General features: G+C 49.8%; 18 protein-coding genes and 1 tRNA gene. 8 read left to right on the top strand and 11 right to left on the bottom strand.

Annotation, left to right across the window (positions count from 1 at the left end; all coding sequences use genetic code 11):
• Positions 1–64: 64 nt before the first annotated feature.
• Complete coding sequence (locus tag BUF15_RS21775; protein WP_073615829.1) at positions 65–367, bottom strand: hypothetical protein; 303 nt, start codon at positions 365–367, stop codon at positions 65–67.
• Here BUF15_RS21775 and BUF15_RS21770 point away from each other — a divergent pair, their 5' ends adjacent.
• Positions 368–1,411: a thioredoxin domain-containing protein gene (locus BUF15_RS21770; RefSeq protein ID WP_073615828.1), complete on the top strand. Its 1,044-nt coding sequence runs from the start codon at positions 368–370 to the stop codon at positions 1,409–1,411.
• Between the two features lie 75 nt (positions 1,412–1,486).
• Here BUF15_RS21770 and BUF15_RS21765 read toward each other — a convergent pair whose 3' ends face one another.
• Entirely contained in the window at positions 1,487–1,981 is a 495-nt protein-coding gene (locus tag BUF15_RS21765; RefSeq protein WP_073615827.1) for a universal stress protein, read from the bottom strand.
• A 306-nt stretch (positions 1,982–2,287) separates the two neighbouring features.
• Between BUF15_RS21765 and BUF15_RS27530 the strand changes: the two genes are divergently transcribed.
• From BUF15_RS27530 to BUF15_RS21745, 4 genes are all read left to right on the top strand, one after another.
• Positions 2,288–3,016 (top strand): MOSC domain-containing protein, encoded by a 729-nt coding sequence (locus BUF15_RS27530; RefSeq protein WP_073615826.1) that lies wholly within the window; start codon positions 2,288–2,290, stop codon positions 3,014–3,016.
• Positions 3,017–3,458: 442 nt separating this feature from the next.
• Entirely contained in the window at positions 3,459–3,704 is a 246-nt protein-coding gene (locus tag BUF15_RS21755) for a hypothetical protein (protein ID WP_073615825.1), read from the top strand.
• A 294-nt stretch (positions 3,705–3,998) separates the two neighbouring features.
• Complete coding sequence (locus BUF15_RS21750; protein WP_073615824.1) at positions 3,999–4,709, top strand: GAF domain-containing protein; 711 nt, start codon at positions 3,999–4,001, stop codon at positions 4,707–4,709.
• 369 nt (positions 4,710–5,078) lie between these two features.
• Positions 5,079–6,716 carry a glutamate synthase-related protein gene (locus BUF15_RS21745; RefSeq protein ID WP_073615845.1) on the top strand — a complete coding sequence of 546 codons (1,638 nt, stop codon included), beginning with the start codon at positions 5,079–5,081 and terminating at the stop codon, positions 6,714–6,716.
• A gap of 97 nt (positions 6,717–6,813) precedes the next feature.
• On the opposite strand, the gene BUF15_RS21740 is transcribed toward BUF15_RS21745, so the two are convergent.
• From BUF15_RS21740 to hisB, 9 genes are all read right to left on the bottom strand, one after another.
• On the bottom strand, positions 6,814–8,151 hold the full coding sequence (locus BUF15_RS21740) for a helix-turn-helix domain-containing protein (protein ID WP_073615823.1): 1,338 nt from the start codon (positions 8,149–8,151) through the stop codon (positions 6,814–6,816).
• A gap of 25 nt (positions 8,152–8,176) precedes the next feature.
• Positions 8,177–10,120 (bottom strand): AMP-dependent synthetase/ligase, encoded by a 1,944-nt coding sequence (locus tag BUF15_RS21735; protein WP_084554350.1) that lies wholly within the window; start codon positions 10,118–10,120, stop codon positions 8,177–8,179.
• The gene (ubiE, locus tag BUF15_RS21730; RefSeq protein WP_073615822.1) at positions 10,117–10,800 is read right to left on the bottom strand and encodes a bifunctional demethylmenaquinone methyltransferase/2-methoxy-6-polyprenyl-1,4-benzoquinol methylase UbiE; all 684 of its coding nucleotides are present in this window, start codon (positions 10,798–10,800) and stop codon (positions 10,117–10,119) included. Before ubiE ends, BUF15_RS21735 begins: the two co-directional genes overlap by 4 nt.
• A complete protein-coding gene (locus BUF15_RS27210; protein ID WP_159441350.1) occupies positions 10,797–10,934 on the bottom strand; it encodes a hypothetical protein in 138 nt (45 codons plus the stop codon). The genes ubiE and BUF15_RS27210 overlap by 4 nt, the downstream gene beginning before the upstream one ends.
• 1 nt (position 10,935) lies before the next feature.
• Entirely contained in the window at positions 10,936–12,306 is a 1,371-nt protein-coding gene (asnS, locus tag BUF15_RS21725) for an asparagine--tRNA ligase (RefSeq protein ID WP_073615821.1), read from the bottom strand.
• A 93-nt stretch (positions 12,307–12,399) separates the two neighbouring features.
• Positions 12,400–13,314: a damage-control phosphatase ARMT1 family protein gene (locus BUF15_RS21720; protein ID WP_073615820.1), complete on the bottom strand. Its 915-nt coding sequence runs from the start codon at positions 13,312–13,314 to the stop codon at positions 12,400–12,402.
• Positions 13,311–14,048, bottom strand: coding sequence for a tRNA lysidine(34) synthetase (locus BUF15_RS21715; protein WP_234981246.1), 738 nt, complete (start codon positions 14,046–14,048; stop codon positions 13,311–13,313). The genes BUF15_RS21720 and BUF15_RS21715 overlap by 4 nt, the downstream gene beginning before the upstream one ends.
• 197 nt (positions 14,049–14,245) lie before the next feature.
• Positions 14,246–14,860, bottom strand: a complete 615-nt coding sequence (locus tag BUF15_RS21710) for a hypothetical protein (protein ID WP_073615819.1) — start codon at positions 14,858–14,860, stop codon at positions 14,246–14,248.
• 236 nt (positions 14,861–15,096) lie between these two features.
• Positions 15,097–15,702, bottom strand: a complete 606-nt coding sequence (gene hisB / locus BUF15_RS21705) for an imidazoleglycerol-phosphate dehydratase HisB (protein ID WP_073615818.1) — start codon at positions 15,700–15,702, stop codon at positions 15,097–15,099.
• Between the two features lie 250 nt (positions 15,703–15,952).
• On the opposite strand from hisB, the gene BUF15_RS21700 reads away from it, so the two are divergent.
• The 3 genes from BUF15_RS21700 to rpsI all read left to right on the top strand — a co-directional run bounded on the left by BUF15_RS21700 (position 15,953) and on the right by rpsI (position 16,939).
• Positions 15,953–16,027: transfer RNA gene (locus BUF15_RS21700), tRNA-Gly, on the top strand.
• A 72-nt stretch (positions 16,028–16,099) separates the two neighbouring features.
• Positions 16,100–16,528 (top strand): 50S ribosomal protein L13, encoded by a 429-nt coding sequence (rplM, locus tag BUF15_RS21695; RefSeq protein WP_073615817.1) that lies wholly within the window; start codon positions 16,100–16,102, stop codon positions 16,526–16,528.
• A gap of 18 nt (positions 16,529–16,546) precedes the next feature.
• Entirely contained in the window at positions 16,547–16,939 is a 393-nt protein-coding gene (gene rpsI / locus BUF15_RS21690) for a 30S ribosomal protein S9 (RefSeq protein WP_073615816.1), read from the top strand.
• Positions 16,940–17,046: the final 107 nt, after the last annotated feature.

Raw genomic sequence — 17,046 nt, 5'->3', positions numbered from 1 at the left:
GCCAACTCGCTGGATGGCCAGAACAAATACAGTTCATCGTTTACAGCATGGGTGCTGACGAGTATTATTTCGGCACAACGCCCTGACCGGCATATTCATAGATGGCGTAAACCAGACCACTCATAATGCCCAGGGCGAAAAATATGCGTAAACGGCGATCCCAGGGCATCTTTTTATTGCCAGCGGCATACTGCAGCAAGGCAACGATAAAGACTGTGAAACCTGCCACATATGGGGCTGTATAGAGGATCTGCAGACCGGTCTCTCGCATCGTCGCCAGGAGATTACCCGGCACCGGTCTGAGATTAAACAGCAGATATAAAGCTGCAGACAGATAAAACGTAACCTTTTCTTTTAATTCGGACATATGAACTCTCTTGAAGCGATATATTTTCCCGGAACGGCAATCTACTCCGCCCGTCAGTTTCCGGTTTTTCTCCTCCTGGAAAAAGCCCATCTGCTGCGCCCGGTGGAACTGCCGGACACACCCGGCGACAGCCCAGATATATTCATAACATCAGGTCTCTGTCAAGAATATACGCCCTGCCCTCTAGGCGATAACAGAGATCGCTTCCTCCGTCTGATCAAAGACATCCGCGAACGAAAAGACGATTACGCCGCCCAGCTGAGTGCCCTTACCATCGCCTCCCTGTCGGCGAAAAAATCCTCGATTGACGATACGACCCGGGGAATCATCTCTTCACTACTCGGTAGCCACGGCGTGGCGACGTCTCCGGAGGTGGAACAGGATGACCAACTCTGGCAAGCCAGGCTGGTCTTGAAGATTGCAGAAATTCTCGATCAGGAAGAAGAAGAAGTCGCCGTACAGATGGCAATGCTTGAAGACCAGGAACAGGACCTGTTCAAAGAGCTGCAAGGTGAGCTGGACGATGAGGAAGATGAATCCCTGCTGGACGAACTCCGGCAGGTACAGGACAGGATCGCCCGCCCCACTGCCACTACGGTCAAGAACAGGCTGAACGGTTGGAGTAAACTCTATCGCGCAGCCGTAGAACCCGAGTGCCGGCTGTGGCTGACCCACCTGGAAGAAGCTGCTGACATTTTGCTGGAAAAATATGAAAACGCCACCAAGTTACCGGCTAAAGGTATAGCCGAACTGGAGCTACCGGCCAATATCGGCTGGTCACGCGAAGATGCGGTGGAAAGCATGCTCAACTTCAGAAAGACCTCTGCAGAACTGCGAACAGAGATATCGGCCGCACTCAGCAAACCGAACGAGGACATCTTGCATGACCTGTGTCATCGCTGGTCGCAGGCAGTAGATGCAGCCTTCCCCAGTGAACAGTACGGTCGCACCACCCTTGTCATCTACCAGCTGCCATCGACCGGATGCAGTAGTTTGCTTGGCAAAACCAATGATTCGGGTCAACTGCTTGGAGTTGTCCGTTAGATCCTGAAGAGAGTAAAGAGCATTACCGGGATGTCGCGATTGTATGCACCCCGGTAATGTCGTTATCTTACACCCCTATTCCTTCTTGCTGTCCTTGCAGCAGGTATAGGGGTTGATGGTCATAACCGGGCATTGTGCACCGCGCACAATCTTGTCAGCCACACTGCCGAACATAATCTTTTCCAGCCCCTTGTAGCCGTGGGTTCCCATAATGATCATATCGCTTTCGATCTCGGTCGCGAAATCGACAATCTGCTCCGCTACATCACCCATAAAGACCCGGCTCTGCAGCTCTGACACACCAAACTTATCACAGATGGGTTGCATCTCCTTGCAGAAGTTCTCCATCTTATCTTCCGCCCCTTCAACCAGCTCAGTTTCCAGGTTGGGCATGCTCATCTGCGGCACAAAGAATCCTGAATAATCCTCAAAATTCTGCACAACGAAGATGAGATACATCGCAGCCCCGAACTTACCGGCCATATAGGCAGCTGATTCAGCAATAAGCCGAGAGTTGTCCGAGAAATCTATTGGGGTCAAAACACGCCGCACATTGAGCCATCTCTCCATACGATCCTCCGTTTAGGTCCCGGATATATATCTATGGCAGATCGCGCCCACCTATTACTTCTATGCTGAGCAAATCTGCCCGCCAATACTGCGACAGCTCATTGGTCAAGCTGTTCCTACCTTCATTTTTTCACAGTGAAATCGAATAATCAAGGGAATCCTCCCAATACGGTCATATCGATGCGACAACGTCAGGCAATAACAGCCCTCTATGCGTTTGGCCTTGAAAATCTGTTTTCAGAGGCTATTGTTTCGATGATCACGTAACAATGCACCTACATGGTATTTAATTTGAGGAGGAGTTTCATGAAGCGGGTCAAAGCAATTTCAATCAGTGACCGAAAAGGTATGCGCAAGAAAAATATCGACGCGGTCACGCTCGTGGAAAATTTTGGCCTCGAAAACGACGCCCATGGTGGAAAGTGGCACCGCCAGGTCAGCCTGCTTGCTGAGGAATCCATAGAATTCATGCGAAAAAAAGGGCTCGATGTCGTCGCCGGCAATTTCGCAGAAAACATCACCACCGAAGGCATCGATCTCTGCAGCCTCACGGTCGGCACTCACCTTCGGATCGGAATAACTGAACTTATCATCTCTCAGCTGGGCAAGGTCTGCCATCACCCCTGTGCCATCTATCACCAGGCCGGCGATTGCGTCATGCCAAGAGAGGGCATTTTCGGTGTGGTCATCAAAGGCGGCAAAATTGCGGTGGGCGATGAAATTGAAGTGCTGGAAGCGCGGTCATCATCAGTGGCCATCATCGGAACTGCTGAAAGCGAAAAAGATTATGGCGAGCAACTCTGCGAACTCGTCAATCACAAATGGCACCCCGGCTTTATTCGCTTCGATCGCCTCAAACCAAAGGAAGATAATCTGCACACGATTCTTGACGATCTCATTAACACCCAGAAGGTTGATCGAGTCATACTCTTTGATACATCAGGAAAACACGCACTCGCCTTTGCTGGAAAATCAGAGAACGGACCTGTGATTTTACACTACTGCAAAACTCTTGATGATATTGAAACCATTTAAATATTCCGTCAAACCGGGGGATGATGTGATCATCCTCCGGTCCCTCATATTCTGGTTGTAATTGTTTTTGGACCAGAATCAGCAGCAACCATTCTCCCCACGACGTCGTTTTCTCTAAGATGTCATCATCAGAACATCATCTTTCTTCACATGGTCTCTTCGGTAGCCGTTACCCCACAATATCGGCACTATTCTCCATAACAGAATTCAGCTTCACTATATTTGTTCAAATATAATTCATTTTAAATAACTTTCCCGTTGCAGCACGTCTGGAAGTACTATAAGAATAAAGCATTATCGCTGTGCATTTTCACCCTGAACTCATAGCCAGAAGCAGTGCCCTGTATTTCATTTTTATACAATACGCCTGAGAAAATCAGGCAATAATGGCACAAGAGTATTTCAGTCTGATAATTCTCCACTTCCTGCGGAGGTTGCCACGATGCTACTCAAACAGCAGAAGATGCAGGTTCTTGCCATTCTCTCTGATAACCTGAACAACCCCCATCCTCAACCTGTTCCAACAGCTGCTATCGCCGGAAAGCTCAACATGTCAGTTATGGAACTGCATAACATCCTGAAAATCATGGATGGACTAGGCATTATACAGACAGACCCGGACCTGCGGCACAACCTTATTACCAAGCAGGGTCTCCAATATCTCAATTTGGAGACACGTGTTCATTAACACCAGAAAGGAACTTCGCAAGTTCGACCTCTCACGAGTTTCTTTTTATGTTCAGATCGGGAAACCGGCAGTTCAATGAGTCTGCTGCAAAATGTGGTCTTTCCCTAAAAATAAGGAAAGAGTAGACACTGAGGTATGCGGAAAATTTTACTGCGGTATATACATAATATTCCGATGTTATTTTTTTGAACACAACGACGAGCTCGGACGAAAAGACCATTTTACAAGTGGCTCAAATGATAATAGGTCTCTCTATGCGGTTATCGCAGATACACTCTTTCCCAGCAGAGTCTCATGAACAGATCAACGCAGCATACATATGACCACTATATCAAAGCATTGATGAACATCAGTCAGGCCATCACTTCCGATCTATTTCTCGAAGATCTATTCAAACTGATCGTGATGGTAACCGCCAAGGTTACCGGCGCAGAGATCTGCTCGCTCTGGCTCGTGGATGACAGCGAATCCCCACCTCTTGTTCGTCTGAAAGCGACCCAGTCGTTTGAGCCGGAGTATGTTAAAGACAGGGCTTTGCGTCTACATGAGGGGGTCGTCGGTTATGTGGTGTCAACCCAGCGCCCCTACGTAATTGCAGATGTATTGGCCGATGACAGATTCAAGGAAAAAGAAATGGCCAAAAAGCTTGGCCTTGTCTCCATGGTCAGCATCCCGCTGCACGGAAAGGAAGACAAGGTCATAGGTGTACTCAACTGCTTCACCTCCACCCCCCATGTCTTTTCAGAAACAGACATCAATCTGCTAACTGCGGTTGCCAGCCAGGCTGCCGTGGCAATCCACAATACCGAGTTAATCATCAGAACCAGGGTTATTGAACGGGAACTTCAGACAAGAAAGCAGATAGAACGAGCCAAGGAAATCCTGATGATGCACAGGAAAATGAGTGGGGAGGAAGCGTATCGCTGGATCCAGAAACGCAGCATGGATACCCGTAAATCGATGCTCGAAATCTCAGAAGCGCTCATCCTTTCCGACGAGCTGTAAAAATTGAAGCACTTACCGACAAAATCTTTGCACTGCACCAAAGTAATGGTCAGAATGATTTTTCCGGCAGCAGAGATCTCTCAGCAGCGTAAACAGACTTGCTCCCTGTATTTAAATCTCTATCTTCACAGTGTCGTTGACGATTATACAGCGAATGTCGCAATTCTCTTGACATAAATATGAAGTACAGCTAATTAATGTGAATTAAATTAACCTTTGTTGTACAATGGCGTACAACAAGGCTATTTCGATCAAGACAAAGGTGTCTGGTTCCTCTCCTGAGGGCGGGCGCCTTTTTTTGTTTCCGCTTCACTGCCGGACACAGGCCCCCTCAGGGAATCATTCTCATCCACGGGAGGCTACTGTATGATGCGTTTAGAAAAAAACAATGATGTTCTGGGTACCACCAACAGAGGAAATCCTGCAGAGTCGGGGCTCTGCACATTATGCCGGGCAGACTGCACAGGCAAATGCGAAATCTGGAAATCGAGCCTTACAGGTCGAAAGTTGCTCTACCCGCGCGACTTCGGCCTCGTCACCGCGGGCGCCAACAATACTACCCATGTTGGCGTCTCCTACAATTCTCTGCGAATTCAAGGATACGCCTACGGCTCCATCGGCCTTGCCGAAGGACTGACTAAAGATGCCGACCATTGCATCTTCCCCAATGTCGACCTGTCGACGGAGTTTGGCGCGACTATCAAAACCAAGACCCGCCTGCCGTTGATGACCGGTGCCCTCGGATCGACCTTCATCGCCGCCAAATATTGGGATGGATTTGCCGTGGGTTGTGCCCTCACCGGCATTCCGATCGTCATAGGTGAGAATGTCGTTGGTGTCGACAAAGAGTCGGCTATCAGTGGTGGCAAAATCGAGATATCCCCAGAGCTTGATCGTCGCATCAACACCTACCTCCGTTACTATGATGGCTACGGAGCCATCATAGTCCAGCTCAATGTCGAAGACACCAGAAACGGTGTTGCCGAGTATGTCGCTGACAAGTATGGCGACAAATGCATCATCGAATTAAAATGGGGGCAAGGCGCCAAAAACATAGGCGGTGAGATACAGGTTACCAGCCTTGACTACGCCATTTTCCTCAAAGAGCGCGGCTACGTCGTTGACCCAAATCCAGCGCTACCAGAGGTCCAGGAAGCCTTCGCCAAGGGTTCAATAAAATCCTTTGCCCGTCACAGCAGACTTGGTGGTACCCATTTCGATTCGGTTGATCTGGTTCGCGAAGACTTCATGAAGTCGGTCGACTATCTCAGAAGCCTTGGATTTTCGCGCATCTCACTTAAAACCGGAAGCTACGGCATGGAAGAACTGGCAATGGCTATCCGCTTTGCTTCGGATGCCAACCTCGACCTCCTGACAATAGATGGCTCCGGCGGCGGCACTGGCATGAGTCCATGGAACATGATGCAAAGTTGGGGCGTACCCTCAATCAACCTCCACGCCAAAGCCTACGAGTATGCAGCCATACTTGCGGCTAACGGCACAAAGGTTGTCGACCTCTCCTTTGCCGGCGGCTTCGCTCTTGAGGATTCTGTCTTCAAAGGCCTGGCCCTCGGGGCCCCCTTTGTCAAACTGATCTGCATGGGTCGCGGAATCATGATCCCGGGCTTCCTTGGGGCCAACATCGAGGGAGCACTGAACCCTGAACGCAGGTCAGCGGTCCATGGCAACTGGGAAACTCTTCCTAAATCGGTCAGCAGCCTTGGCAATTCACCGGAAGAACTCTTCGCCTGTTACTTTGAAGTCCAGAAAAAAGTGGGCAAGGATGAAATGCGGAAAATACCATACGGAGCAATCGCCATGTACACCATGGCTGACAAACTAGGTTGCGGCATTCAGCAACTGTTGGCAGGTGCACGTAAGTTCCAGGTTAACCAGATATCGAGAAACGACATATTTGCCGCCAACCGGGAAACAGCCCGGGAAACAGGCATCACCCACATCACCGACGCCAATCACGAAAGTGCAATGAACATCCTGCTCAAATGATAACGTATCATTCTCAAAAGCTCTTCTGAACGTATGAGGGCTGTACCGGCAGCTTCCGGTACAGCCCTCATACATAACAACCAAAGGTCCGCACCTTCTACTGTTTGAATGTCAGCCAGAGTAGCTCAGCACTCTGCTCAGAGAGGTTCTGCCATCCAATCGGCATATCCTTTTCCAGATAAACCATATCACCGGCATTCATCTGATATGTTTGATTGCCCATGATCAATTCCACCTGTCCGGTGATGAGGTAGCCCATCTCTCTTCCTTTATGAGCGAAGAAATGGCCTGCAATTTTTTTCCCAGGCAGTAACCTGAGCATCGTTACATCAGCAGGAGCCTCAAGGTCAGGCGGTAGCAGCAGTTCACCGCTTACATACCCCTTCAAGGATTTAGCCAACGATATGGAAGAACGGGATGCAGAGGCATAGACACAAGAATCCCTATCTCTGTCAGTATCTTTCAGTAGTGTGGCAACTTCCACTGAAAGACTCTCGCCAATACGAAATAAGGCAGGGAGCGATGGATAGATGAGGTTTTTCTCAACCTGAGAGATAGTACTTGGTGTCACCCCAGTCAATGCAGCCAGTTCTTTCTGGGAAAGACCACGCATCAGCCTGGTCGATTTGATTCGCGCACCGAGATCAAACCTGTTTTTTTCCGATCGCTGATTTTCAAAGATGATAGTGGAACCTTCGCAACTATAGCAATGATGCTCATTGATATACTGCGAGCTCCGTTTCTCCGCTTTGAGAATTTTCAATACTGCATTGCCCCGCCGCACAGAGAGATCGATAACAACTTGGGCAATCTTGTTGATATTGGCTTTCAGCCTGCTTGAGTGTGCACCTTTTTCCACGAGCCAATAGGCAATAGTATCGAGTTCATAGAGCCGCGGACAGGTCTTTACGTAAAACTCAATAACCTGTTCCTCTCCGCCCCACAAAGACTGCATACCGGTAAGACTATCGATTATAAAATGGACGTCTCCAGCGAGGTTACTGTGCACACCGTACATCGCCTCGGCCACATGAGCAGCACTTGTCGGATTATTGACCTTGATGACCTTGTAAGGCCAGAGCGCCCCATCCTTTTCATAAAATTTATTAAAAACCTCAGAACTATCACCTTTGCCGTTCGTAAAGCAGTCAAGGATGGTCAGATTCTGGCTTTCGGCAAGAGTACCGAGGAAGGAAACGACATTTTTCGGAGAACGATCAAAGGTAACATAAATAAGGGGTTTCTTCCGTGCCAACGTCTCTCGGATAAAACAGTGGGAGAACGCAGCGGAAAAGCTCCCCATGTCATCATACCAGAGGACGTTGTCGCCGATATAGAGGTCCCCCAGCAGTGTGTCAAGTTCAGAAAGACCGGATGAGACCCTTCGCTTTTTGATATTTGCCGTAGAAAAACGGTTTGATGTTTTCAAGCTCATGGGTGTGATGATTGCCGCTTCAAACTCAGTGGAGCAACTCGTTGATCAGTTCACGATATTTCTTTTCGATAACGTGCCGCTTCTTTTTTAAGGTGTTGGTCAACTCTTCGCCGAGCTTAAACTCTTTTTCAAGAAAGGCGATATTCTGGAGTTTTTCGTAAGGCTTGAATCCCTGCTTCGGCATCAGCAACCGGTTCATTTCTTTTTTGATGTGATCAATCACATTACGGTCTTCGAGGAGTTCAGCCTTTTCTTTTTTCAGGTCGCTGAATTTCTGGCCAACATATTCGAGCAACTCTTCCATATTCGGTACCACAAGAGCACCAAGACCTTTCTTGTCCTGCCCTACCAGGATGGCATCCTGGACAAAGGGGAACATGGAGATGGTATTTTCGATCCGGGTTGGATCAATATTTTCACCACTTGCCAATACGATGATTTCCTTGGCCCTGCCGGTAATGACCAACTCGCCGCCTATAGTCAACTTACCGAGATCGCCCGTCTTGAAAAAACCATCCTCAGAAAAGGATTTCTGGTTCTCTTCCTCATTCTTATAATAGCCTTGGGTCACTTGTGGTCCCTTGACCTCAATCAGCCCCTCCTCACCGGGAGGAAGCACCGCACCGTTTTCCGAAACAATCCGCAGTTGGGTATGGGGCACTGGCGGGCCAAGAGTGCCATATACCCGGCAATTCACGCCGCGACCGGCGATCGCGGGTGAGCACTCGGTCATTCCGTAGGCATTGACGATGCGAATTCCTACCGCGTCAATCCACTCCTCGAGATGGGTGGCCAGCGTGCCGCCGCCACTGATAGCGAGCCGTAATCGTCCGCCAAAACGCTTTTGCACAACAGAGAGCTTGCTCCTGGCAAGAAGATAGAGAGGCGCCAGCAACATCATTTTCAAGCCGGCAAATCCTTTCTCGAAAACCCTCTGACCAATCCACCCTTCGCTATAGCAAGGCAGCCGGTTCATCACTTTCCGCCTGTTGTAACGATAGACTGACGATGCCCAGATCATGGTCCGAAAAAGACGCATTGCCATCGCACCTTTTTTGCGAATTGTTCCCTGGACCCTTGAATAGAGCGATTCCCACACCCTCGGCACAGTGGCCACCAGCGTCGGCCGGTATCGCTCCAGATCAGCGGCGAACGTCTTTACCGACGAATAGACCAGCGTTGTGCCGGCAGCCAGAGCCACATATTCGGCGGTGCGTTCGAAGATGTGCCAGGAGGGCAGGATGGAAAGCCAGCTGTCGTTTGAAGTGAGGCCGATAATATCAGGAATAACCCGCACATTGTGCATGACATTGGCATGCGTCAGCTGGACGCCTTTCGGCATGCCCGTGGTTCCCGAAGTGTAAATAAGGGTTAAAAGATCTTGCTCACTGATCGACTCACCCTGCTGGATGAACTTCTCGATATCTTTCTGGGTATATCTCCGATCATCGAGCAAATCGAGATAGGAATATGTACTGCTGAACAGGGTGTGCAGCGACGGACCACTCATCACGAAGATTGATTTAAGCTGCTTGAGTCCTTTTAAGCACTCATTGTGATACTCAAGCAGCTCGGCGTTCTCAACCACCAGATAGAGGGCATCGGAATGGGTGATGATAAATTCCAGTTCCAGCGATGGAGTATCTGCACCACGTGGCACATTAATGGCGCCCAGGCTCATGATGGCCAGATCGGTTACAATCCAGGCATACCTGTTGTCGGAAAGCACCATTACCTTGTCGCCCTTCGTCACCCCACGACGCCTGAAGGCCCTCGACAGCAGCAGTACATCTTCAAACAGCTTCGCATAGCTGACCTGATGCTCCTCCTCACCGGAGCGATAAATATAGGCAATATTCTCCTTATAGCGGGAACAGGAAGAGAGCAGCATCTGGAAAATTGTGCTGAGGGTAGGAGCTTTGTCCCAATGTTCAGGAACGGAAATCAGGTCAGTGCACACTTCACTCATTTTCTCCCCCAATGAATACCAATTGTGCCAAGCATGAACTTTCGGTAGCCTACATCAATCAAACCAGCTTCGCGAAAGGCATCGGCCAAAGCTTCTGCCGAATGAAAATCCATAGTGGAACCGGTGAGGTAGGCATATGCCGCCTCATCGTCAGCGATCATCCGCCCCATGAGCGGAATCCCATAAGCGAAGTAGAGCCGAATAAAGGGATAAAGCAGGTTTTTGGCCGGCGGTGTGGTGTCTAGACAGACTACACGCCCACCGGGCTTCAGCACTCTATGCACTTCCCTCAGCACTCTCACCGCATCGTCAACATTTCTGAGCAGATACCCAAAAGTTACAGACTCAAACACATTATCGTCATAGGGAAGCCTGTTGGCATCGCAGGCTTGCCAGTGGATCGGTTGGTCGGCAAAGCGCTTTTGCGCCTCGCGCAACATATTCTGGGAAAAATCTGCACCAATCACCCGGGCTTCATGATAAGAAGCGCAACTGAGAGCAGCGATATCTCCCGTCCCGGTGGCCAGATCAAGCATCCAGCCACCGGCAGGATTACCGGCTTTTTCCACTACAAACCTGCGCCATTTCTGGTCCTGCCCCATGGTCATCACCCGATTCATCAGGTCATACCGGCCAGCAATGGCATCGAACATCTTTTGTACACCCGGTCCCTTACTCAACCTACCGCCTCCATTGCCAACACCTTACCCTGATCATCCACTGCTGGATCTTCCCCCCGCCACACCATCATTACCACAACGTCATGGTGCCTGTCACCAACGGTAAATGCACCAGCCTTATAGCTTTTATTCACATCAACAGGGAGCAAACCCCGGGGTTCTCGGGAACGGGATAACCTCACGGATATTAGCCATGCCGGTCACAAACTGGACCAATCGCTCAAAACCGAGACCATACCCGGCATGAGGAACTGAACCGTATTTGCGCAGATCGAGATACCATCGGTACTCCTCAAGCTCAATACCCGCCTCCAGCATCCTCCGCTCCAGCACCTCATAACGCTCCTCACGCTGGCTGCCGCCAACGATTTCCCCAATACCCGGCACCAGAATGTCCATGGCGGCCACGGTCTTGCCGTCGTCATTGACGCGCATATAAAAGGGTTTTATGGTCGCCGGATAATCGGTCACGATCAGCGGACAGCCAAACAACTCCTCGCAAAGGTAGCGCTCGTGTTCTGACTGGAGATCAATCCCCCATTTCACAGGGAATTCGAATTTCTTTTTCGAAGCGATCAGTTTATCCACCGCTTCAGTGTAGGTGAGATGAGCAAAATCTTTCTCGATGACTGAACGCAGTTTGGCCAGTAGTCCTTTTTCGATAAAAGAATCAAAGAGTGCCATATCCTCACTGCAGTTTTCTACCACATCGCTCAAAACATATTTCAGCATATCCGTTGCAAGTTCCATGTTACAGGCAAGATCGCAGAAAGCCATCTCAGGCTCGATCATCCAAAACTCGGCCAGATGCCTGCTGGTATTCGAATTTTCTGCCCTGAAGGTCGGCCCGAAAGTATAGACATTGCCTAGAGCGAGGGCGTAGACCTCCGCCTGCAGCTGACCGCTTACCGTCAAACCGGCTTTGCGACCGAAGAATTCCTCATGCGTGCCTTTGGCAGCGCCCGCCTCTCTGGCCGTTGTCACCTGAAACATCTCCCCGGCGCCCTCACAGTCGCTGGTCGTAATAATTGGAGTATGTACCTGGAAGAATCCGCGCTCCTGGAAAAAGCTGTTGATGGCCCAAGCCAGTCGCGAGCGGACTCGCGCCACAGCTCCGAGGGCATTGGTACGCGGTCGAAGATGACTTATTTCTCTTAGAAATTCAAAGGAATGGCGTTTTTTCTGCAGCGGATAATTTTCCGGATCTGCCCAGCCGACAACTTCAATAGTGTCGGCATGAACCTCGACATTCTGTCCCTTGGCCGGCGACTTTTTCGCCACGCCGGTGACAATAACGCTGCAGCCGGTATTAAGACGCTTGATCTCCTCTTCGTAATTGGCAAGCGAACTGTCGGCAATGACCTGAAGATTTGCGAGGCAGGAACCGTCATTCACCTCGAGAAACGAAAATGTGCCTGTATCCCTTCGGGTCCGCACCCAGCCTGCCACGATGACACGTTGCTCCTGAGGTTCCTCACGTAATACGACATTGATCCGCTGTTTCATTTCATTCCCCAATAAAATATGTTTTTGTCGGTTGTTTGCACGAACACTGAATCCGACGATTCACCTTCGTGATTTTTTTTAAATATATAGAGATCAAGAGTAACGCTTCTCTCCACTACCACCCGGTTGATGATAGACAACCAGTTCGCCATTACCGGCAAGTTTCTCTGCCCCCCCCACCAGTTCGCTTACATGTGCTGCCACCACCTTACACTTAACTGTCAGCAGAAAAAATATTTCCCGCTCAGCTTCTGAAAGTGTCTCAAAATTTCCCTGTCCTTTGGAGATGACCAGATCAGCCTCACGAAACCTGCGACGAAAGTCTCCGGAGCAGAGCATAAGAGGTGTCCCTGGGCAGGCCGTGCCGTTTGTAATGATCCGGGCATACGTACCAATTCCCGCCTGTTCCGCATCGGCCAACAAAGCATCGTTAATGATCGGAGCCCCCCGTACCACTACGGTCACATCAAGACCGGCGCGATTCAGTAATTCGACCACTAACGAATCATATATGATTTCGCCGCAGTTGTCGGCCAGATAGAGCACGGATGCACCTGGCCTAAGCCCTTCAACAGCGGCCAACAACCGTTGGCGGTGGTCGATGGCAAACTGCATTTCACGACATTTCGCAAATGTACCGGCAACATCAAACCGGGAAGCAGCGCCATAATCTATTATATTAGCGGCAATAGCAAAACCGATAGCTGCCATCAGCGGCTGAGGGGCCGCAACTATTTCTTCCTTCAGCACAGGCAGGGCCTGAAGCGCTCTATCGTTCTCGATCTGCTTGACGTTCAAATACGGATCACGGCAGCCCGTGATTTCTGCGATGGTGCCATAAACCTGGATGGCATTAACTGGTGGACTTTCTAAAAAATCACATTCAGGCAACAGTGCAGCGACAGCACGCATCACCTCTATTTCCTGTTTCTGACCGCAACCATTAAGGCGAGCCACGCGTAAAGCCTGCTGCAAAAAACAGGGAAGACAATCAGGCGCAGTTCTCATAGCATATATCCTTTACGAACATTGGCAAGCGCAGCAAACATGGACTGTTTTGCCCCCGGCTCACGCTCGTATATCCCGGCAAGAATCTCTCGTACCCGTTCGCGCCTGGTATCGTTGGCTAACGGACAGAGATTGACAACAGGTGCGAGACCCAGCATTTCGGCGATGGCTACGACCTCGCTTTTCTCCAGATACGCCATTGGGCGAATCAAGGCCAGCCTTCCTTCAAACAGATCCTGCCGTGGTATCATGGTAGAGATATTGCCACTATAGAGGATATTGAGAAAAAAGGTCTCCACCAGATCATCCTTGTGATGACCGAGTGCAACTTTGTTATAGCCGCGCTGGCGGGCCAGGTCAAATAACTGACTGCGCCGGTTGCGCGCGCACTGGTAGCATGTACGATCTTCTTCGCTCAGGTCCCAGGCCCGTTCGACGGTGTGCTCAATACCCATCTTATCAAGCTGACTGCCGATGGAAACAGAAGGGCTAACTGCGCCATCATGCGCCCTCCAGAACTCATGATCCACAGTTATCGCCGAAAGTGTGTACCGTATCGGAGCCTTCCGCTGCCAGCTTTTCAGAATCCAGGCGAGCACCAGGCTGTCGACTCCGCCGGAAATTGCCAGCAACACCCGATCGCCTTCCGCCAGCATAGCATAATCGTGCATGGCCTGCCCGATGCGCTTATTCACCGTACCAGGCAATGACGGATACTGTTTGTTCTTAACCACCTTCTATCTCTCTAAAAATAAAAACGCCCGCAGCCTGCCTTATTGGCAGTACCGCGGGCGTCGAGTTTGTTCCCCTGGGCTATCCGATGCTGCAAGACAGAAAACCTGATACAGATAAAGCCGTCTTGCTTAACTCATACCAAAAGCCATACTGCCGAAGCAGCTTTACCAACTTCAGCGCCATTCGTCATGTATTTTCACTCAGTTTTCAGATATGGACATTGACTCAGCCGCTCTTTGAGCCCTTGAGCCATAAGCTCTTCGACAGTTATCCATTGAAAACCGCGGCTCTGCGCCTTACCAAAAGAAAATATATTACTGAACAGCGACTCCTGGGTTTCACTGAAATCAGCTGCCCAGAGAACATTCTTGGTTACCGCATCATAGATGCGAATATCAAACGAGGTCGAGGCCGGTTCGTCTGCCGCCATTGTCGAGCCAGCCCGCTGCCGGAACTTGTAAACAGTAGCTACCATGACTCCTTCGCATCCTGTATTCGCTGCAGCCTCGACAATGATGCCACCAAGACTCTCCATACCCTCTCCCGACACCATCTGGATCTTAGGCTGCCCCGCGAGTTCCTGTCGGATTACAGTGTCCGCATATTCGGCACCACGTCGAACGTTGTCGGTTCTTCCTCCCACCCGGGAGATATCCTCATCCTCACCCATTCGGGATGGTAGAACAGCGATACAGTTTACCGGTTTGACAACCAGCTGCCGGGGACTATCAGTGGTGCCCTGTTGCGACGAACACGATGCGAGGATCGAAACCAAACAGCCGCACACAATGGCGGAAAAATATTTTTTCACAGCATTCCTCTTTTACGTTAGATTGCCCTTCAAGCATTTATGCGCCTGCAGAGATAAACCTCCCTCCAGGCACTCACATTTCCGGATATTTCTGGACTAATACCAATCAGATAAAATATCTAAGAAAACAAACTACTCAGCATTAACCAATGTTATGCTGCAAGATTCCTTAAATTTGAGGCAGGTTAAGCAGTGAAGACAATCACAGAGAAAGGAGCTTAACCAGCTGTATTATTTTACAAACACCCCTTACTTGACATAATACTACCGGTGCCAAGGGGGGTCGTAGCCTCGTTCATTGCTCGCCCCAGACCCTTAAATACTGCCTCTATTATATGGTGGGAATTCTCTCCGTGCAACAGGTCCACATGCAAAGTCACACCGGCATGTTGACTGAAAGCCCGAGCGAATTCCTTTGCCAGGCACGTGTCAAATGTTCCCAGTTTCTGATCGGCGACCGGTGCATCATAATGTAGATAGGGTCGATTGGAAAGATCAACGACCACCCGAACCAGTGTTTCATCCATCGGCATATAACAACTGCCGTATCGACGAATCCCACTTTTGTTGCCCAGGGCCCCGGCAAAGGCCTGACCGAGACAAATCCCGATATCCTCGACGGTATGGTGATCATCAACCTCGGTATCTCCGTCAGCATCCAATCGCAGGTTGAAAAACCCGTGCACGGCAAAGAGGGTCAGCATGTGATCCAAAAAGGGAACACCGGAGTCAATGGTGTATTCCCCACTGCCATCAAGGACCAGATCGAGATGAATATCTGTTTCGCCCGTCTTCCTGGTAATAGTTGCCTGCCTGGCGGAAACACCTATGTCATCAGCCATTTGATATCACTCCATAATTAATTTCACGTATAATACGTGCCTGAAACCGTGTTAAAGGCAAGAAATGTATGCTCTAATCGTCTGACCGGCCAAATATCTTACCTTAATCAACCAAAACCATCTCTATTTTTCGTGACAGAAGAGTGGAAAAAAAATATAATCGAATCTCTAATGCAGCCGAATTTTTTATTGACACCTGCACCCCGAGCTTGTATATATGCCGCTGTTTTGACACTACTCAACAGCACGAGCGGGAATAACTCAGTGGTAGAGTGCAACCTTGCCAAGGTTGAAGTCGCGAGTTCGAATCTCGTTTCCCGCTCCAGAAGCGAATATAAAAGGTTCGGCGCTGCTGAACCTTTTTTTATTAAATTGACAGCCATTTTGAGGGACTTTAATGAAAACTTATCTTGCTCCAGTCAACGAGATCGAAAAGAAGTGGTACGTTGTCGATGCAGAGAATAAGGTACTTGGGCGCCTGGCATCCGAGATTGCCTCACGCCTGCGCGGCAAACACAAACCTACTTTCTCCCCGTTCATGGACAATGGTGATTTCATCATTGTAACCAATGCCGAGAAGGTACAGTTGACCGGCAACAAATTGGATGACAAGAAATACTATCGTCACACCGGCTATATGGGCGGCATCAAGGAAGCAAGTGCCAAGGAGCTTCTGGTCAAGCACCCGACTGATCTGATCGCCATAGCGGTAAAAGGTATGCTGCCGAAAAATAAACTGGGTCGCGCTCAGCTGAAGAAACTGAAAGTATATGCCGGCGCCAATCACCCGCACTCTGCACAGCAGCCTGAAGTTTTAGATATTTAATCCTGGAGAAAATACACCATGGTTCAAGATCGTTTTTACGCCACCGGCAAAAGAAAAAATGCTATTGCTCGCGTATGGCTTACCCCGGGTACCGGTAAGGTCATCGTTAACGAGATGGAAGCCGATGCCTATTTTGGCGGCACCTTCAAGACCCAGAAAATCGAGAAGCCGTTTAAAATTACGGAAACCGCTGAGCAGTACGATGTTATGGCCACCCTCAAAGGCGGCGGTAAATCTGCGCAGGTTGATGCCTTGTCCCATGGTATTTCTCGTGCTCTCCTCGAGGTCAGCCCCGAGAATCGTCTGCCGCTGAAAAGATCCGGCCTCCTGACCCGCGACCCGCGCGTCAAGGAACGTAAGAAATACGGCCAGAAGGCAGCCCGCGCCAAGTTCCAGTTCTCCAAACGTTAATCTTTTTTTCCGACAGCTTCAGTTATTTCGCCTTTCGAGGGGAACTGTTGCTGGTTCTGGTAAACTGATCGAGAAGGCAATGACAGGTCCGCTGTCATTGCCTTTTT

Source organism: Desulfopila aestuarii DSM 18488, from assembly GCF_900143695.1.
Lineage (GTDB): Bacteria > Desulfobacterota > Desulfobulbia > Desulfobulbales > Desulfocapsaceae > Desulfopila > Desulfopila aestuarii.
The sequence above is the reverse complement of the archived record's forward strand: the minus strand, read 5'-3'. Positions and strand labels throughout refer to the sequence as shown.